This window comes from Pseudomonas kielensis, from assembly GCF_014236655.1.
GTDB classification, from domain to species: Bacteria; Pseudomonadota; Gammaproteobacteria; order Pseudomonadales; family Pseudomonadaceae; genus Aquipseudomonas; species Aquipseudomonas kielensis.
The window spans coordinates 11400-29953 of sequence record NZ_JACMYG010000025.1 but is presented as its reverse complement, the minus strand read 5'-3'; the positions used below and the strand labels follow the sequence as shown (position 1 = coordinate 29953).

Genomic DNA, 18554 nt, shown 5'->3' with positions numbered 1-18554 from the left:
CCCCCGGCAAGTCCACAGGACCTGGCGGGGGTTTTGGGTAAGCGCCGGTTGGCGCCTACGGGCTCAGCTTATTGGCAAGCTTCGCAATCCGGCTCGTCGATGGCGCAAGCCTTCGGTACTGGAGCGGGGCCAGCAGGAGCCGCCAGGGCCGAGTCTTCACCGTGGTTGCCGCCGCTGGAAACAGCGTTCAGCTTGCCGGTGTTGATGGTCGACTTCTCGGTGCTGGTCGCGGCCAGGGCACGGAGGTAGTACGTGGTTTTCAGACCGCGGTACCAGGCCATGCGGTAGGTCACGTCAAGCTTCTTGCCCGATGCGCCAGCGATGTACAGGTTCAGCGATTGGGCCTGGTCGATCCACTTCTGACGACGGCTGGCCGCGTCAACGATCCACTTGGTATCCACTTCGAAGGCCGTCGCGTAGAGCTCTTTGAGTTCTTGCGGGATGCGCTCGATCTGCTGCACGGAGCCGTCGTAGTACTTCAGGTCGTTGATCATGACCGAGTCCCACAGGTCGCGCGCCTTGAGGTCGCGAACCAGGTACGGGTTGATCACGGTGAATTCGCCCGACAGGTTCGATTTCACATAGAGGTTCTGGTAGGTCGGTTCGATCGACTGCGATACGCCAGTGATGTTGGCGATGGTCGCGGTCGGTGCGATGGCCATGATGTTGGAGTTACGAATGCCTTTTTGTACACGGGCACGTACCGGTGCCCAGTCCAGGGATTCGTTCAGGTCAACGTCGATGTACTTCTGGCCACGGGCTTCGATCAGGATCTGTTGCGAGTCCAGAGGCAGGATGCCTTTGGACCACAGCGAACCCTGGAACGTCTCGTAGGCGCCACGCTCGTCGGCCAGGTCGCAGGAAGCCTGGATCGCATAGTAGCTGACCGCTTCCATCGACTTGTCGGCGAACTCGACGGCAGCGTCGGAGCCGTAAGGGATGTGCTGCAGGTACAAGGCGTCCTGGAAGCCCATGATGCCCAGGCCGACCGGACGGTGCTTGAAGTTGGAGTTCTGCGCTTGTGGCACCGAGTAGTAGTTGATGTCGATAACGTTATCGAGCATGCGAACGGCGGTGTTCACGGTGCGTTCCAGCTTGGCGGTGTCCAGCTTGCCGTTGACGATGTGGTTCGGCAGGTTGATCGAGCCCAGGTTGCAAACGGCGATCTCGTCCTTGTTGGTGTTCAAGGTGATCTCGGTGCACAGGTTCGAGCTGTGGACCACGCCCACGTGCTGCTGCGGGCTGCGCAGGTTGCACGGGTCTTTGAAGGTCAGCCATGGGTGGCCGGTTTCAAACAGCATGGAGAGCATTTTGCGCCACAGGTCTTTGGCCTGGATGGTCTTGAACAGCTTGACCTTGCCTGGGTACTCGGTCAGGGCTTCGTAGTACTCGTAGCGCTCTTCGAAGGCCTTGCCGGTCAGGTCGTGCAGGTCCGGAACTTCGGATGGCGAGAACAGGGTCCACTTGCCGTCGTCGAAGACACGCTTCATGAACAGGTCAGGGATCCAGTTGGCGGTGTTCATGTCGTGGGTACGACGACGGTCATCACCGGTGTTCTTGCGCAGCTCGATGAACTCTTCGATGTCCATGTGCCAGGTTTCCAGGTAGGCACACACAGCGCCTTTGCGCTTGCCACCCTGGTTGACGGCAACGGCGGTGTCGTTCACTACCTTGAGGAACGGAACCACGCCTTGGGACTTGCCGTTGGTGCCCTTGATGTACGAACCCAGTGCACGTACCGGAGTCCAGTCGTTGCCCAGGCCGCCGGCGAATTTCGACAGCATGGCGTTGTCGTGGATCGCGTGGTAGATGCCCGACAGGTCATCCGGCACGGTGGTCAGGTAGCAGCTCGACAGCTGAGGACGCAGGGTACCGGCGTTGAACAGGGTCGGGGTCGACGACATGTAGTCGAAGGACGACAGCAGGTTGTAGAACTCGATCGCACGGTCTTCTTTGTGCTTCTCTTCGATCGCCAGGCCCATGGCCACGCGCATGAAGAAGATCTGTGGCAGCTCGAAGCGCACGCCATCCTTGTGGATGAAGTAGCGGTCGTACAGGGTTTGCAGGCCCAGGTAGGTGAACTGCTGGTCGCGCTCGTGGTTGATCGCCTTGCCCAGTTTTTCCAGGTCGAAGGTGGCCAGGATCGGGTTCAGCAATTCGAATTCGATACCCTTGGCGATGTAGGCCGGCAGTGCCTTGGCGTACAGGTCGACCATTTCGTGGTGGGTCGCGCTTTCGGCGACGCCGAGGAAACCCAGGCCTTCGGCACGCAGGGTGTCCATCAGCAGGCGGGCGGTGACGAACGAGTAGTTCGGCTCACGCTCGACCAGGGTCCGCGCGGTCATCACCAGGGCGGTGTTGACGTCGGTCAGGGCCACGCCGTCGTACAGGTTCTTCAGGGTTTCGCGCTGGATCAGGTCGCCGTCGACTTCTTCCAGGCCTTCGCAGGCCTCGGTCACGATGGTGTTCAGGCGGCCCATGTCCAGCGGTGCGAAAGTGCCATCAGCGCGGGTGATGCGGATCGAAGGGTGAGCCTGCACTGCGTCTTCGGCCGGGGCGCGGACTGCGCGCTCCTTGGAGCGGGCGTCACGGTAGATCACGTAGTCGCGAGCCACTTTCTGCTCGCCGGCACGCATGAGGGCCAGTTCGACCTGGTCCTGGATTTCTTCGATATGGATAGTGCCGCCCGATGGCATGCGGCGCTTGAAGGTCGCAGTGACCTGTTCGGTCAGGCGCGCAACGGTGTCGTGGATTCGCGACGAGGCGGCAGCGGTGCCGCCTTCAACTGCGAGAAACGCTTTGGTGATGGCGACGGTGATCTTGTCATCGGTGTAAGGAACGACAGTGCCGTTACGCTTGATCACGCGCAGTTGGCCTGGCGCAGTGGCGGACAGATCGGAGCTCGAATCTGCGCCCTGCGGCAAGGTGCCCTGCGGGTTCTCGCGAGTTGTGTCGGTTTGCATGGGTGTCTCCACATTCTCTATGTTTGTTTGGGCACCATGAAGGTGCCCACCGTTCCGTCCTGAAGCACTACAACCGGCAAGCGCCGGGCATAACAACTTCGGGACAGTAGGAAGGGGCCATCGGGCGCCGCTTCCATGCCGAAGTCTTTGGTTTCAAGCCAGGAGGCTGGAAACCGAATTCCGTTGGGGTGACAGTGAACGACTGCAACACCCGTACCGTTTTTACCGTTTTGAGCGGAAAAACAGTTGCCAACCGCGGGAGCGGTTTGGGCTTCTGAAAAAGAGTTTGGTTCAACCAAATACATGCAAGAAAAGCGCTTGAGTTTCTTGTCTGATTTGTGTTTGGTTTTTGCCTCAAAACCCTATATGTAGGGTTTTTCTGAGCGCGAGCTACAAGATAATGCGTTTCAGGGGGTGATTGCAACGTACTACCTGTGGATAAAGCTGTGCGTAAAATGTGTATGAAACAGCCAATCGTCGTGTAGGCCGCGACCCTGCTGGGGTCGACCGTTTGTCACTGTTTATTACCCAGAAAAATAGCCTGGGGGGATTTTTGCGGGCGCGAACCCTATCACAAAAAATCCCGGTTACCGAGCGCATTTGCCTGCTTGTGCTCTCAAGGGTGGGCGTTGCTACAATCGGGCGCTGTGTAAGCAGTCTTATCCACTCCAATGATGACAAAAAGATGGGTGGAGCCTTCCTTAATAGTGTTCTGGCAAGCAGAGGTCACCCGTGGAGCAAGAAGCCTGGCAGGTATTGATTGTCGAGGACGACCAGCGCCTGGCTGAGTTGACTCGTGAGTACCTGGAAAGCAATGGATTGCAGGTAACGATCGAAGGCAATGGTGCATTGGCGGCGGCGCGGATCATTGCCGAGCAGCCGGACCTGGTGATCCTTGACCTGATGCTGCCCGGTGAAGACGGGCTGACCATCTGCCGCAAGGTTCGTGACCACTACGAGGGGCCGATCCTGATGCTCACGGCGCGTACGGACGACATGGATCAGATCCAGGGCCTGGACATGGGCGCCGATGACTACGTGTGCAAGCCGGTGCGCCCACGCCTGCTGTTGGCGCGCATCCAGGCCCTGCTGCGGCGCAGCGAGGCGCCGGAACCGGCCGCACCGGAAAAACTGCGGCGCCTGCAGTTCGGCCCGCTGGTGGTCGACAACGCCCTGCGCGAAGCCTGGCTGCATGATCAGGGCATCGAATTGACCAGTGCCGAATTCGACCTGCTCTGGCTGCTGGTGGCCAATGCCGGGCGGATTTTGTCTCGCGAGGAAATTTTCACCGCGTTGCGCGGCATCGGCTATGACGGCCAGGATCGCTCCATCGATGTGCGCATTTCGCGCATCCGCCCGAAAATCGGCGATGACCCGGACCACCCGCGCCTGATCAAGACCATCCGCAGCAAAGGCTACCTGTTCGTTCCTGAAGCCTGCGTAGACCAGTCGCTGTGAACTCGATCTTCCTGCGAATCTATGGCGGCATGTGTGCGGCGCTGATTCTGGTGGCGGTCCTCGGGGTGCTGGCCTTGCACCTGCTCAACGAAGTACGCAGCGAGCAATACCGCGAGCGCCTGGCGCACGGTACGTTTTCCCTGATGGCCGACAACTTGCAACCCATGAACCCGACCGAGCGCCGGCGTGCGCTATTGGTGTGGGAGCGCTTGCTGGGTATTCCCCTGAACCTGCAGACCTTCAGCCAGACCGGCCTCGATCTGGGCGAACGCACGCGGGTACTGCGTGGCCAGGCACTGGTGCAGCAGACCGGGCCCCATGCAGCAAAGGTCTACCGGCTGGTCAGCGAACAGGAACAGTTGGTGCTGACGGGGGAAGTGCAGCAGATCAGCGAGCAACTGGCACGGGCGACTATTTATCTGTTGGCCGATGAGCTGGTGCGCTACCCGGTGGCCGAGCAGCCCAAGCGCCTGGCGGCCCTGAAAAAGGACAAGGGGTTTGGCTTCGAACTGCAACTGGTCACGGTGGACCAGGCAGACATGGACGAAGACCAGAGCCGCCGGGTATCCGAGGGCGATACCGTGATGGCGCTGGGCAAGGAGGGCGATTCGATCCGGGTGTTTGCCGGGATGGTGGGCACGCCATGGGTGCTGGAAATCGGCCCCCTGTATCAGATGAATCCATATCCGCCGCAGTGGCTGGTGCTGATTGCGGCCCTCGGGTTGAGCCTGATCGGCTTGATCGTCTACCTACTGGTGCGCCAGCTGGAGCGGCGCCTCAGCGGCCTGGAGTCGGCCGCCACGCGCATCGCCAAGGGCAGCTTGGAAACCCGCGTGCCAACCCGGGGGGCGGACTCGGTAGGGCGGCTGGCGGCGGCATTCAACGGCATGGCCGAGCACTTGCAGCAATTGCTGGCGATCCAGCGCGAACTGGTGCGTGCGGTCTCCCATGAGCTGCGTACGCCGGTGGCGCGCTTGCGGTTTGGCCTGGAGATGATCAGCACGGCGACCACCGTGCAGGCGCGGGACAAGTACCTCGAAGGCATGGACCACGACATCCAGGACCTCGATGGCCTGGTGGATGAGATGCTCACCTATGCACGGCTGGAGCAGGGGTCGCCGGCGCTGAATTTTCAGCGAGTCGACCTGGATGCCCTGGTCAATCAGGTGATCAGCGAGCTGGCACCGCTACGCGCCGAGATCCGGGTGCAGCGCGGGTTGTGCCTGTCGGCAGCCGATTGCGACGGGGCCTGGGTCGAGGCCGAGCCGCGATACCTGCACCGGGCGCTGCAGAACCTGGTGGGCAATGCCATGCGCCACGCCCAGGGGCAGGTCGCGATCAGCTATCAGGTCGGGCAGCAGCGCTGCCGGGTGGATGTCGAGGACGACGGCCCGGGAGTACCGGAAAGTGCCTGGGAAAAAATCTTCACACCCTTTCTGCGCCTGGACGACAGCCGCACCCGAGCTTCGGGGGGGCATGGCCTGGGGTTGTCCATCGTGCGCCGGATCGTGCACTGGCACGGCGGGCGGGCGTTGATCAGCAAGAGCAAGAACCTGGGCGGGGCCTGTTTCAGCCTGAGCTGGCCACGCAACCAGGAAAAACCCGAGCGCTGAGCCCGAGGAAGGCCAATCAGGCCCTGATACTCACCAGGCTCAGCAACTGCCCCTCTTTCACCGCGAACTGCGCGTCCAGTTCGCTACCATTGCGCCATTCGCTGGACAGGTCCGTCAGTAGGCGCAGGCGCACCTGCCCGCGATCGGTCCATTCCAGCACTTCGGCATGTTCGAAATAGAAACGTTGCTGGACGATGGGGTACAGGGCCTTGAACAGGCTCTCCTTGACCGAGAACGTCAGGGTCACCGTCAAGGCCCGTTGCTCACGCCGGCCGGCCGCCATGCGTTTGAGCTCCGCCGGGGTGAGTATCTCGCCGGCCAGGCGTTCGGCGCGCTCGGCGTTGAGCAGGTTTTCCAAGTCCATGCCCAGGCCGCGCCAGTCTGCCTTTTGCGCAACGATGGCGGCGGCGTGCCCGGTGCTGTGGGTGATCGAGCCGCAGATGCCTGATGGCCAGACCGGTGCACGGTCTTCGCCAATTGCCGGACTGCAGTCCAAGCCCTGCAATTGAAGCAACGCAGCGCGTGCACACAGTCGCCCCGCGAGAAACTCGGCCTGACGCTTGGCCACCGAGCGCTGGACGCTCGGAGGTGGCTCAATCTGGCTGCGACGGAAATCGTCGGGCACCAGTAATGAGGGATCGAAGCGCGTACTGAGCAGGACCGTGTCGGGCAGTGCATCAGGCAACGGCCAGTGGTCGTCGAGGGGCGTGCAGCAGGCGGGCAGGGCGGGGAGCGGATTCATAGCGGCATTTTGCCGATTAGTCGCGAGGCTGGGTAGTGCTCAGGCGTGTCGAGCTTGTTCAGCCAGGGTTCAGCGTGTGTTCAGGGGGAGTTCAGTGGGGGGTGGTTAACCTGAGCGCATCACCCAAAAGCACATTGCGAACGAGGAATCTCAACATGACTCACTTCAAAAAGCTCATTCTGGCCATGACTGTCCTGGGCGCCAGCGCCGTGGTTCACGCTGCTGATGATAACTTCGCCAGCCTGACCCTGGGGCAAACCAGCGACAAGGTAAAAAAATCCAGCCTGCTGAACAGCAACCTCGATCACCCGAACGCCAATGGCGTGATTGGCAAGGACACCACCTGGGGTGCGCGTCTCGGTCAGCAGAACAATGACCGTCGTTACTACGCCACCTACGACAACGTTTCCGGCAGCCACAACGGCATCAAGCTGCGCCAGGAAAACCTCCTCGGCAGTTACGACCTGTTCCTGCCCGTGACCAGCAGCACCAAGCTGTTCGGTGGCGCTAGCGCCGGCTTGACCAAGCTCACCCAGGATTCTCCGGGCTACAGCCGCGACAGCGACATCGGTTATGCCCTGGGCGTGCAGGGCGGCGTCCTGCAACAGGTTTCCAAGAACGCCTCGGTGGAATTGGGATACCGTTACCTGCGCAGCAATGCCAGCACTGAAATGAGTGCCCAGGGCACCAAGCGGGGCTCGTTGAGCCTGGACAGCAGCGCCCAGACCTACCTGTCCGCCAACTACGCTTTCTAATCAGCAAGCAGGACCTGAGCCGGATCGGCCCCAGAGGTGATCCGGCGCAGGCATGTCTGTAAGCTGGGTGCATGGCACCCGTGGAGTGGTTAATTTGCCTGGGAGAGCGTTATGAAATTACTGGTCGTCGAAGACGAGGCGCTGTTGCGCCATCACCTGCATACCCGTCTGACTGAAAATGGCCATGTGGTCGAGGCCGTGGCCAACGCTGAAGAGGCCTTGTACCAGTCCGGTCAGTACAACCATGACCTCGCGGTGATCGATCTCGGGCTGCCGGGCATGGGTGGGCTGGACCTGATTCGCCAGTTGCGATCGCAGGGCAAGACCTTCCCGATCCTGATCCTCACCGCACGCGGCAACTGGCAGGACAAGGTCGAAGGCCTGGCCGCCGGTGCCGACGATTACGTGGTCAAGCCGTTCCAGTTCGAAGAGCTGGATGCGCGCCTGAATGCCTTGCTGCGCCGCTCCAGCGGTTTTACCCAGTCGACCATAGTCGCCGGCCCGCTGTTGCTGGACCTCAACCGCAAGCAGGCAAGCCTCGACGAGCAGCCGTTGGCCCTGACCGCCTATGAATACCGGATTCTCGAATACCTCATGCGTCATCATCAGCAGGTGGTCGCCAAGGACCGCCTGATGGAACAGCTCTATCCGGATGACGACGAGCGCGATCCGAACGTGATTGAAGTGCTGGTGGGCCGTTTGCGGCGCAAGCTTGAAGCGCCGGCCGGGTTCAAGCCGATCGAGACCGTGAGAGGCCTGGGCTACCTGTTCAACGAGCGCTGCCAGTGATTCGCTCCCTTCGCCTGCGCCTGATGTTGGCAGCCACTACCCTGGCGGTGCTGTTCATGCTGGCGCTGTTGCCCGCCATGCAGGGCGCCTTCAGCCTGGCGCTGGAAGACTCGATCGAACAGCGCCTGGCCTCGGACGTCACCACGCTGATTTCTGCGGCACGGATCGAGAACAAACAATTGATGATGCCTTCGCAGTTGCCGGACGAGCGTTTCAATCTCGCCGACAGTCGCCTGCTGGGCTACATCTACGACCGCGAAGGGCGACTGGTCTGGCGCTCGCGGGCGACCCAGGACGAACACATCAATTACAAACCGCGTTATGACGGGCGCGGCAATGAGTTTGCGCGTATTCGTGAGGCCGACGGCCAGGAGTTCTTCGTCTACGACGTCGAAGTCAAACTGCTGGGCGGCAAGAGTGCGGCATTCAGTATCGTCGCGCTGCAGCCCGTGCGTGAGTACCAGCAGACCCTCGAAGGCCTGCGGGAAAATCTCTACCTGGGTTTTGGCGCCGCCTTGCTGGTGTTGCTGGCGCTGTTGTGGATCGGCCTGACCTGGGGCTTGCGCGCATTGCGGCGCCTGAGCCAGGAGCTCGACCAGATTGAAAGCGGTGCCCTGGAAAGCCTCAGTGAAGAACACCCGCGTGAACTGTTGCGCCTGACCGGCTCGCTGAACCGCCTGCTACGCAGCGAGCGTGAGCAACGCAGCCGCTACCGTGACTCGCTGGACGATCTGGCCCACAGTCTGAAAACCCCCCTGGCGGTCCTGCAAGGCGTCAGTGAGGACATGGCCCAGCGTCCCGAGGAGCGGGAGCAGGCGCGGGTCCTGCAATCGCAGATCGAGCGCATGAGTCAGCAGATCAGCTACCAGTTGCAGCGTGCCAGCCTGCGTAAAAGCGGGCTGGTGCGGCACCAGGTGCAGCTACAGCCGGTACTCAAGAGCCTGTGCGATACCCTGGACAAGGTCTATCGCGACAAACAGGTGCGCACCAGCTTCGACTTGCCGCAGTCCTGCTATGTGCCGATCGAGCAGGGTGCCTTGCTGGAAATGCTCGGGAACCTGTTGGAAAACGCCTATCGCCTGTGCCTCGGCGAAGTGCGTATCAGCCTGCGTCAGACCCGGGCAAGCATCGAAGTCTGCGTCGAAGACGACGGGCCGGGCGTCCCCGCCGATCAACGGGCTCGGATCCTCCAGCGTGGCGAACGCCTGGATCGCCAGCATCCGGGCCAGGGCATTGGCCTGGCCGTGGTCAAGGACATCATTGAAAGCTACGGTGCCCAACTGACCCTGGGTGATTCGGCCCTGGGCGGGGCGGCATTCCGGATTCATTTTCCGCTGGCGTAGAGCCGCGGTTCAACTGTCCTGGGCGCGATAGGCGCCCGGTGTCAGTCCGGTCCATTTCTTGAACGCCCGGTGAAACGCCGAGGGTTCGGAGAAGCCCAATTGCCAGGCGATCTGTTGCAACGACAGGTCGGCGCGACGCAGATGATAGATCGCGATGTCGCGGCGCAACTGATCCTTCAATTCCTGAAAACTCGAGCCCTCTTCGCGCAAGTGCCGACGCAGGGTTTGCGGACTGATGTGCAAGTGCGCCGCCACGGCATCCAGGTCGGGCCAGCGGCTGCTGTCACGACTGAGCAGGCGGCGCAACCGACTGCTCAGGCTGTCGCCGTCATCCGGGCGCGACAGCAGGTCGGCCGGTGAGTGCTCGAGAAAATGCTTGAGGGTTCGTTCGTCCTGCAACAGCGGCATGCCCAGGTAGCGACTGTGAAACAGCAGGCTGGTGCGCTGGGCGCCGAACTCGAGCGGACAAGGGAATAGCAGGTCGTACTCGGCGCTATGCCCGGGTTTCGGGTAGCTGAAACTGGCCTGCTCGAGGGCGATGCGCTGGCCGATCAACCAACTGCCAAGGCGATGCCAGATCACCAGCAGGCTTTCACTGAGAAAGTGATCGGGGTCGCGCAGCTGCGAATCATCCAGGCTCAAGCGCACCCATTGCTCTTCCCGGGCCAGGGTCAGGCCTGGCGAGTCGGGGAACAGGCTGTAAAACAACAGGCCGCGCCCCAGGGCTTTCTCCAGCGTGCTGCAGTGAATCAGGGCGTGGCACATCATGGCGAAAGTCCCGCGCTTGCTGGGACTGCGGGCCAAACCCAGGTATTCGTCATCCAGCGCCAGCCACAGGCCTTGCAACAGGGCGCTGAACTGTTCCGGCGCGATCCGGGCACGGGGCTCGTCGAGCAATTCGGCGCTGATCCCGAGCCGGTGCAACAGCTCTGCGTAGTCATAGCCCATCCGCCGGGCGCCACCGGTGGCAGCGCGGGCGAAATGACTGGCGATAGTGCGTTCGCGCATGGGGAGTGGGGTCCGACCATTGAGTGGCGGATCTTAGCCAGCCCTCACGGGTGGAACAAGGCGGATTTCCGCCAAATTGCAGGACTCGATTCGGGCATTGGGCGGGAATCCGCCAGGCGAGTCGTGGGTGCCGCGTCATGAGAAGGGCTGTAGCCCTTGTGGCGCGTGGCTTGTAGGGGATTTGGCAAAGGTGGCACGAGCTCTGCAATGAGGCCAAGAGGTCTGCCAGCGCGCAGCTCGACACAACAAATCCCTCCAGTGCAGGAGGGTTCGCACTTTAGGCGTCGTTTGCCTCAGATGGATGATGGCAACGCGGTGCTCTTGAGGAACTTTGCAATGACGACTCGTCAGCCATTCTACAAAACCCTGTATTTCCAGGTAATCGTTGCCATTGTTATCGGCATCTTGCTCGGTCACTTCTATCCGCAGACCGGGGTGGCACTCAAGCCACTGGGTGACGGGTTCATCAAACTGATCAAGATGGTCATTGCACCCATCATTTTCTGCACCGTGGTCAGCGGTATCGCGGGTATGCAGAACATGAAGTCGGTGGGCAAAACCGGCGGCTACGCGCTGCTCTACTTCGAGATCGTTTCCACCATCGCCCTGCTGATCGGCCTGGTCGTGGTCAACGTGGTGCAACCGGGCGCCGGCATGCACATCGATGTAACGACCCTCGACGCCTCCAAAGTCGCGGCCTACGTCACGGCCGGCAAGGACCAGAGCATCGTCGGTTTCATTCTCAACGTGATCCCGAACACCATTGTCGGTGCGTTCGCCAACGGTGACATCCTGCAGGTCCTGATGTTCTCGGTGATCTTCGGTTTCGCCTTGCACCGCCTGGGTGCCTACGGCAAGCCGGTACTGGACTTCATCGATCGTTTCGCCCACGTGATGTTCAACATCATCAACATGATCATGAAACTGGCGCCCATCGGTGCGCTGGGTGCCATGGCCTTCACCATCGGTGCCTACGGTGTCGGCTCCCTGGTGCAACTGGGCCAGTTGATGATCTGCTTCTACATCACTTGCGTGTTGTTCGTGCTGCTGGTGCTGGGCGCAATCTGCCGCGCTCACGGCTTCAGCGTACTGAAACTGATCCGCTACATCCGTGAAGAACTGTTGATCGTACTGGGTACTTCCTCGTCCGAATCGGCGCTGCCACGCATGCTGATCAAAATGGAACGCCTGGGCGCACAGAAATCGGTGGTGGGCCTGGTGATTCCGACGGGTTACTCGTTCAACCTGGACGGTACCTCGATCTACCTGACCATGGCGGCCGTGTTCATCGCCCAGGCGACCGACACCCACATGGACATCACCCACCAGATCACCCTGCTGTTGGTGCTGCTGTTGTCCTCCAAAGGTGCTGCAGGCGTGACCGGTAGCGGCTTCATCGTGTTGGCTGCGACCCTCTCGGCTGTTGGCCACCTGCCGGTTGCCGGCCTGGCGCTGATCCTCGGTATCGACCGCTTCATGTCCGAAGCGCGTGCCCTGACCAACCTGGTAGGTAACGCTGTGGCTACCCTGGTGGTGGCCAAGTGGGTCAAGGAACTGGACGAAGACAAGCTGCAAGTCGAGCTGGCTTCCGGTGGTCGTGGAATCTCCGACAATCGTGAAATGGATGACCTGGGTGTGGCCGAAGGCCCGGCCCCGGCTGCCTTGAAGTAATTCACAGGCGACAACAAAAAACCCGCTACGGCGGGTTTTTTGTTGTCTGCGACGCGGGAGCCAAACCTGCTCGCGGCAACCCCCTGAGCGTAAAAGTCACCCGCGCTGGCGGTTAAGGTGATTGCCGTCAGGCGGACGGCTGCCTAGTCTGCTGGTATCGCTCAAGGAGATGGCTTATGCAGGGTCCACTGGCATCACTCAAGGTTCTGGATTTCTCGACACTCTTGCCGGGGCCCTTCGCCTCGCTGTTGCTGGCGGACATGGGCGCTGAGGTGCTGCGCATCGAATCGCCAACCCGCATGGACCTGCTGCGGGTGCTACCGCCCCATGACCAGGGCATCTCGGCCAGCCATGCCTACCTCAACCGCAACAAGCGCAGCCTGGCGCTGGACCTCAAGCAACCGGCGGCGCTGGAGGTGGTCAAGCAACTGATGCAGGACCACGACATCCTGCTGGAGCAGTTCCGTCCCGGCGTGATGGAGCGCCTGGGGCTGGGGTATGAAGCCCTGAAGGCGATCAACCCGCGACTGATCTACGTGTCGATCACCGGCTACGGCCAGACCGGCCCCTACAAGGACCGCGCCGGCCACGACCTCAACTACCTGGCGCTGGCCGGCCTGGCCAGCTACACCGGGCGTGCCGACAGCGGGCCGTTGCCGCTGGGGTTCCAGGCGGCGGACATCGCCGGTGGTTCTTTGCACGGGGTGATCGGCCTGTTGGCGGCGGTGATTGCCCGTCAGCAGAGCGGGCAGGGCCAGCACCTGGACGTGAGCATGACCGATTGCGTATTCAGCCTGAACGCGATGGCGGGGGCCGGCTACCTGGCGTGTGGTGTGGAGCCGGGGTGTGAGGAGCAGATGCTCAACGGTGGCAGCTTCTATGACTACTACCGCAGCCGCGACGGACGCTGGATGTCGGTGGGCAGCCTTGAGCCCAACTTCATGCAGCAATTGTGCGCCGCCCTCGGTCGTCCCGAGTTGGCGGCCCTGGGGCTGTCGCCCAAAGCAGAGCAACAACAGGCCCTGAAGCAGGCCTTGCAGATCGAATTCGAAAAGCGCGACTTCAGCGACCTGTGTGCGCTGTTTGCTGACGTCGATGCCTGCGTCGAGCCGGTACTCAGTGTGGCCGAAGCGGTGGCCCATCCCCAGCTCAGGGCACGGGAACTGGTGACCCAGGTGCCGCGCGGCGATGGCAGCAGCCAGGCGCAGATGGCCTGTCCGTTGAAGTTCTCCGAGGGCTTGCCGCAGCCACGGCATATCGGCGCGACGCTGGGGGCACATACCCGCCAGGTGTTGAGCGAGTTGGGCTACAGCGAGCAGCGGATCGACGAACTGCGGCGGACCAAGGTCATCCTCTGAACGTGACGCGGGGTGGCAGCGAGCCGGGCGGCGCTCCGTCTGCTCGCAATGGGGCCGGTCGAAGCGCTGCAGATCCCGCTATTCGACCCGCGACTCGCCGGTAAACACCAAGGTCTGCCGACAACGCCGACACAGGTAGCGCCGGCCTTGGCGCACCAGGCTATGGCGCTGGGCCGAGAACGGGAAGTCGCTGTTGGCGCACGGGCAGCGGTAAATGTAACGGGTCACGCTGCGGCGTTTAATGGCGTAGGTGTGGCAACGATCGGGTGGCAGCTCGTAGACGCCGCGCATGATCAGTTGCCATTCCTCGCCGTGGGGCGCAATGCGCTCGCCAAACAGTTGGTGGGCGATCAGGTGCGCGACTTCGTGGGCCACGGTCTGCTTGAGGAAATCTTCGCTGTTCTCGCGGTACAGCTGCAGATTGAAGCGCAGCAGGTTTTCATGCAGGTGCGCCACGCCAGCCTTCTGCCCACGCAGCTTGAGGCTGACCACTGGGCGCTTGAAAGGGCGTTTGAAAAAGGATTCGGCTTGTTGGAAACAGTCTTCGACGCGGGTATTGAGTTGCTCGGGCATGCTTAACGGATCTCCAGAGGCCACGAGTATGCTGCAAACCCGGGTCGTTGCGAATCGCCCAGCTGCCGAATGGTTGTGGTCCCAGCAAAAGGCCGCCTTGCGGCGGCCGGTATTGGCAGATCCTCGTTTGTTTTATGGGCGGCGTCCCTTGCTCGCTCCAGCGGCTTGCCTTGAATGCCTGTTCAGTTGGTATAGACCGGGCCGACGCCCAGGCCCCAGACAATGACGGTGAAGGCCATGATCGCCACCAGCACCACCAGCCCTACGGCAAGCACTGAACTTGAGAACAGAAACCCTTCGTCCGTTGGAATGTTCATGAAGGTCGGCAAGCCGACGTACAACAGGTAGACCGTGTAGCAAATGGCCGCGGTGCCGACGATCATGCCCAGCCACATATGGGGATACAGCGCCGCCAGGCCGCCGATGAACAACGGGGTGGCGGTGTAGGTGGCAAACGCGACACAGCGCGCCAGGCTCGGTGTGGCGTCATAGGTGCGGGCCATCCAGTGAATGAACGCCCCCATCACCGCGACCCCGCCCAGCATCGCCAGGTACGACATGATGGTCATCCAGAGCGCGCTTTCCATGGTCAGCATGACGGGCGCCCGGCTGCCGATTACCCAGCCCACCTGGGTCGTGCCGATAAACGCGGAAACCGCCGGGATCGCCGCCAGGATCAGCGTGTGGGTGAGGTACATGTGGCTGATGCTTTCCTCTTGGTCGCCACGGATTTCTTTCCATTCTTGATCTGGGTGGGTGAAAAGCCCCACGACGTGATGGATCATAATCAGTCACTCCTACGTGATTGCTGTCGCCCCCCAACGGAGCGCCTACGGGCCAGCGGCCAAGTCGGTAAAGGTCATTGGGTCTGCGACCTTATGTCGCAGTATAGAAAGGACTGGAACACGCCGGTGCAGGGGCTTTAGAGCAAATCGCGCTGTAAACCACGGGCTTAATCGCTGTGCTGCATGACGGTGGCCCTGGGGCTTGGCCGATGGCACCCGAAGACGCAGGGCACTTCGCCCGCCCGGGGTTTTTGCGTAAAATGCCGGCCTTTCGTCACACCTCGCGGATTTCAAGCGCCATGGGCACTCTTACGGTCAACCAGAACAAACTGCAGAAACGTCTACGCCGCCAGGCCGGGGAGGCCGTTGCCGACTTCAACATGATTGAGGACGGCGACAAGGTCATGGTCTGCCTGTCCGGAGGCAAGGACAGCTACACCATGCTCGACGTGCTGCTGCACCTGCAAAAGGTGGCGCCGATCAAGTTCGAGATCGTCGCGGTGAACATGGACCAAAAGCAGCCGGGTTTTCCCGAGCATGTCTTGCCCGCCTACCTCAAGGAACTGGGGGTGGAGTACCACATCGTCGAAAAGGACACCTATTCGGTGGTCAAGGAACTGATCCCGGAGGGCAAGACCACCTGCTCGCTGTGCTCGCGCCTGCGTCGCGGTACGCTCTATACCTTCGCCGACGAAATCGGCGCGACCAAGATGGCCCTGGGTCACCATCGCGATGACATCGTCGAGACCTTTTTCCTCAACATGTTTTTCAACGGTTCGCTCAAGGCCATGCCGCCGAAATTACGCGCCGATGATGGGCGCAACGTGGTGATTCGTCCGCTGGCCTACTGCAACGAGAAAGACATCCAGGCCTACTCGGACTTCAAGCAGTTCCCGATCATTCCGTGCAACCTGTGTGGCTCCCAGGAAAACCTGCAGCGCCAGGTGGTCAAGGACATGCTCCAGGACTGGGAACGCAAGACCCCGGGCCGCAGCGAAAGCATCTTCCGCAGCCTGCAGAATGTGATCCCTTCGCAGCTGGCGGACCGTAACCTGTTTGACTTCACCAGCCTGAAAATTGACGAAACCGCGGCCTCGCGCTTCGTCAATGTGGTCAATCTCTGACGCGATCAGCGGTGAGTCGTGACGGCGCTCGCGGGCGCCGTTTTTATTTGTTTGCAAAGGAGAGGGCATGCGCGATTACAAGTGGCTGCACGAATACTGTCTGAATCGCTTTGGTTCGGCAGCCGAACTGGAAGCCCATCTGCCGGTCCCCAAGACCCCGGCCCAATTGCGCAAGATCAGCGATGATCGCTACCTGTCGACCATGGCCCTGCGGGTCTTCCGCGCCGGCCTCAAGCACAGCCTGGTGGACGCCAAGTGGCCGGCATTCGAAGAGGTGTTCTTCAAGTTCGACCCCGAAAAGGTGGTGTTGATGGGCGCCGAACACCTGGAGCGCCTGATGCAGGACGCGCGGATCATCCGTCACCTGGGCAAGCTCAAGAGTGTGCCGCGCAACGCCCAGTTCATCCTCGACGTGGCCAAGGACAAGGGCAGCTTCGGCGAGTTGATCGCCCAGTGGCCGGTGACCGATATCGTCGGCCTGTGGAAGTACCTGGCCAAGCACGGGCATCAGATGGGCGGTTTGTCGGCGCCGCGGTTTTTGCGCATGGTCGGCAAGGACACCTTTGTGCCCAGCTATGACGTGGTCGCGGCGTTGAATGCCCAGCAGATCATCGACAAGGTGCCCACCAGCCTGCGGGACCTGGCGACAGTGCAGAACGCCTTCAACCAGTGGCACGCCGACAGTGGCCGACCGATGTGCCAGATCTCGATGATGCTGGCCTTTACCGTCAACCATTGAGCCAGTCGCTCCAGTCGCGGGCAAGCGGAGCGCCACCCGGCCAGTTCCCACATAGAGTTCGGCCTCCTGGTCGGCCCACCGATGCAACGTCGCACCATAGTTATGTAGATACCTATGCCGCGATGAGGCCCTGTCAGCCGGCGCAGGTTTCGCCTTCCCCCGCCAACTTGCGGTTGAGCTGGAAGCGCCAGCGCACATACAGCAATGCCGAGCAGAACACCGCCAGGCTGGCGCCCATTTCCAGCAGGCCGAACAACTGGCGATTGGGATCGAACGCGGCAATCGCGCCCTTGATGAAGTACAGGTTCACCACAAAACACATCCATGAGTGCCCGCGCGCGCTGCCGCTGATCATCCCCGGTGCCAGCAACAGCAAGGGCACCAGTTCGATCAGCAGGATCACCCAGGGCCGTGCGCCGTGCAGGTCGGCAAACACCAGGTAGTAGGCGCAGAGCAGGCCGACCAGGGCGAAGAAACACAGCAGGCTGGCGGCACGGCTGATCCGCACGCGGGGTTCGAGCCACTCGATGGGCGGCAGGATCTTGGGCTTTTTAGCCACGGTGGTTCTCCATTGGCTGGGCGCTGGCCAGTAGCTGTGCGGTTTTCGCCAGGCGCAGGCCCAGGGCTCGGCACAGCGCCACTTCATGTTCGTTCAAGCCGCTCTTGCCGTCGGCCCCGGCGTGATGGCTGGCGCCATAGGGCGTGCCGCCGCCACGGGTTTCCAGCAGGGCCGACTCGCTGTAGGGCAGGCCGGTGATCAGCATGCCGTGATGCAGCAAGGGCAGCATCATCGACAACAGGGTGGTTTCCTGGCCGCCATGCAGGCTGGCGGTCGAGGTGAATACCCCGGCCGGCTTGCCCACCAGTGCGCCGGTCAGCCACAGGTTGCTGGTGCCGTCGAGGAAGTACTTGAGCGGTGCCGCCATGTTGCCGAAGCGGGTCGGGCTGCCGAGGGCCAGGCCCGAGCAGTGTTTCAGGTCGTCGAGGCTGGCGTACAGCGGGCCTTCGTCAGGAATATCCGGCGACACGGCTTCGCATTCGCTGGAAATCGCCGGCACCGTGCGCAGACGCGCTTCCATGCCAGACTGTTCAACGCCACGGGCAATCTGCCGCGCCATTTCATTGGTCGAGCCGTTGCGGCTGTAATACAGGACCAGGATGTACGGCGCGCTCACGGCAGGATCTCCAATACTTTTTCCGGCGGCCGGCCGATCACGGCCTGGTTGCCGACTTCGAGGATCGGGCGTTCCATGAGCTTGGGGTGGGCGGCGATGGCGGCGATCAGCTGTGCTTCGCTGAGGTTCTCATCGGCCAGGTTCAGGCTCTTGTATTCGTCTTCACCGGTGCGCAGCAATTGCCGGGCGCTGATGCCCAGCTTGCCCAGCAGGCTGTGCAATTGCTCGGCATTGAGTGGGGTTTCCAGGTAGCGCACCACGGTCGGCGCCAGGCCACGGGCCTCCAGCAGTTCCAGCGCACCGCGGGATTTCGAGCAGCGCGGGTTGTGATAAAGCGTCAGATCGGTCATGAGCGGGTCGCATCTTGCGTAAGGTGGCGGCTATTCTACCTGTGCGGCGAGCAGTCCAGAACCTTCAGAGGCGATGGGTCGCAGCGCAATTTATTTATCGAGTAAGGA

General features: G+C 61.6%; 17 protein-coding genes. 9 read left to right on the top strand and 8 right to left on the bottom strand.

Annotated elements, in window-relative coordinates:
• Positions 1 to 68 precede the first annotated feature (68 nt).
• Entirely contained in the window at positions 69 to 2963 is a 2895-nt protein-coding gene (locus H7995_RS20645; protein WP_185818787.1) for a ribonucleoside-diphosphate reductase subunit alpha, read from the bottom strand.
• Between the two features lie 732 nt (positions 2964 to 3695).
• On the opposite strand from H7995_RS20645, the gene H7995_RS20640 reads away from it, so the two are divergent.
• Together H7995_RS20640 and H7995_RS20635 are read left to right on the top strand one after the other, a co-directional pair.
• Complete coding sequence (locus H7995_RS20640; protein ID WP_166589136.1) at positions 3696 to 4421, top strand: response regulator; 726 nt, start codon at positions 3696 to 3698, stop codon at positions 4419 to 4421.
• On the top strand, positions 4418 to 6034 hold the full coding sequence (locus H7995_RS20635; protein ID WP_166589135.1) for an ATP-binding protein: 1617 nt from the start codon (positions 4418 to 4420) through the stop codon (positions 6032 to 6034). Before H7995_RS20640 ends, H7995_RS20635 begins: the two co-directional genes overlap by 4 nt.
• A gap of 16 nt (positions 6035 to 6050) precedes the next feature.
• Here H7995_RS20635 and H7995_RS20630 read toward each other — a convergent pair whose 3' ends face one another.
• Positions 6051 to 6776: a 4'-phosphopantetheinyl transferase family protein gene (locus H7995_RS20630; protein WP_182341879.1), complete on the bottom strand. Its 726-nt coding sequence runs from the start codon at positions 6774 to 6776 to the stop codon at positions 6051 to 6053.
• A 155-nt stretch (positions 6777 to 6931) separates the two neighbouring features.
• Between H7995_RS20630 and H7995_RS20625 the strand changes: the two genes are divergently transcribed.
• The 3 genes from H7995_RS20625 (at position 6932) to H7995_RS20615 (ending at position 9663) form a co-directional block, all read left to right on the top strand.
• Positions 6932 to 7531: a hypothetical protein gene (locus H7995_RS20625; RefSeq protein ID WP_166589133.1), complete on the top strand. Its 600-nt coding sequence runs from the start codon at positions 6932 to 6934 to the stop codon at positions 7529 to 7531.
• Positions 7532 to 7642: 111 nt separating this feature from the next.
• Positions 7643 to 8320: a response regulator gene (locus H7995_RS20620; protein ID WP_166589132.1), complete on the top strand. Its 678-nt coding sequence runs from the start codon at positions 7643 to 7645 to the stop codon at positions 8318 to 8320.
• Positions 8317 to 9663, top strand: coding sequence for an ATP-binding protein (locus tag H7995_RS20615; protein WP_182341877.1), 1347 nt, complete (start codon positions 8317 to 8319; stop codon positions 9661 to 9663). The genes H7995_RS20620 and H7995_RS20615 overlap by 4 nt, the downstream gene beginning before the upstream one ends.
• A gap of 9 nt (positions 9664 to 9672) precedes the next feature.
• On the opposite strand, the gene H7995_RS20610 is transcribed toward H7995_RS20615, so the two are convergent.
• On the bottom strand, positions 9673 to 10671 hold the full coding sequence (locus H7995_RS20610) for an AraC family transcriptional regulator (RefSeq protein ID WP_166589130.1): 999 nt from the start codon (positions 10669 to 10671) through the stop codon (positions 9673 to 9675).
• Between the two features lie 336 nt (positions 10672 to 11007).
• On the opposite strand from H7995_RS20610, the gene H7995_RS20605 reads away from it, so the two are divergent.
• Together H7995_RS20605 and H7995_RS20600 are read left to right on the top strand one after the other, a co-directional pair.
• The gene (locus tag H7995_RS20605; RefSeq protein WP_166589129.1) at positions 11008 to 12342 is read left to right on the top strand and encodes a dicarboxylate/amino acid:cation symporter; all 1335 of its coding nucleotides are present in this window, start codon (positions 11008 to 11010) and stop codon (positions 12340 to 12342) included.
• 176 nt (positions 12343 to 12518) lie between these two features.
• Positions 12519 to 13700 carry a CaiB/BaiF CoA transferase family protein gene (locus H7995_RS20600; RefSeq protein WP_185818786.1) on the top strand — a complete coding sequence of 394 codons (1182 nt, stop codon included), beginning with the start codon at positions 12519 to 12521 and terminating at the stop codon, positions 13698 to 13700.
• Positions 13701 to 13778: 78 nt separating this feature from the next.
• Here H7995_RS20600 and H7995_RS20595 read toward each other — a convergent pair whose 3' ends face one another.
• Together H7995_RS20595 and H7995_RS20590 are read right to left on the bottom strand one after the other, a co-directional pair.
• Positions 13779 to 14273: a SprT family zinc-dependent metalloprotease gene (locus H7995_RS20595; protein WP_166589127.1), complete on the bottom strand. Its 495-nt coding sequence runs from the start codon at positions 14271 to 14273 to the stop codon at positions 13779 to 13781.
• A gap of 182 nt (positions 14274 to 14455) precedes the next feature.
• Positions 14456 to 15058, bottom strand: a complete 603-nt coding sequence (locus tag H7995_RS20590; RefSeq protein ID WP_095169745.1) for a Yip1 family protein — start codon at positions 15056 to 15058, stop codon at positions 14456 to 14458.
• A 299-nt stretch (positions 15059 to 15357) separates the two neighbouring features.
• Between H7995_RS20590 and ttcA the strand changes: the two genes are divergently transcribed.
• The gene (ttcA, locus tag H7995_RS20585) at positions 15358 to 16182 is read left to right on the top strand and encodes a tRNA 2-thiocytidine(32) synthetase TtcA (protein ID WP_166589174.1); all 825 of its coding nucleotides are present in this window, start codon (positions 15358 to 15360) and stop codon (positions 16180 to 16182) included.
• A 67-nt stretch (positions 16183 to 16249) separates the two neighbouring features.
• Positions 16250 to 16921 carry a DNA-3-methyladenine glycosylase I gene (locus H7995_RS20580; protein ID WP_185818785.1) on the top strand — a complete coding sequence of 224 codons (672 nt, stop codon included), beginning with the start codon at positions 16250 to 16252 and terminating at the stop codon, positions 16919 to 16921.
• 133 nt (positions 16922 to 17054) lie between these two features.
• Here H7995_RS20580 and H7995_RS20575 read toward each other — a convergent pair whose 3' ends face one another.
• From H7995_RS20575 to arsC, 3 genes are read right to left on the bottom strand one after another with little or no spacing between them, the layout of a single operon-like run.
• Positions 17055 to 17480, bottom strand: a complete 426-nt coding sequence (locus H7995_RS20575; protein WP_166589125.1) for a DUF2069 domain-containing protein — start codon at positions 17478 to 17480, stop codon at positions 17055 to 17057.
• Complete coding sequence (wrbA, locus tag H7995_RS20570) at positions 17473 to 18096, bottom strand: NAD(P)H:quinone oxidoreductase (RefSeq protein ID WP_166589124.1); 624 nt, start codon at positions 18094 to 18096, stop codon at positions 17473 to 17475. Before wrbA ends, H7995_RS20575 begins: the two co-directional genes overlap by 8 nt.
• On the bottom strand, positions 18093 to 18446 hold the full coding sequence (arsC, locus tag H7995_RS20565; RefSeq protein ID WP_166589123.1) for an arsenate reductase (glutaredoxin): 354 nt from the start codon (positions 18444 to 18446) through the stop codon (positions 18093 to 18095). Before arsC ends, wrbA begins: the two co-directional genes overlap by 4 nt.
• Between the last annotated feature and the right edge of the window lie 108 nt (positions 18447 to 18554).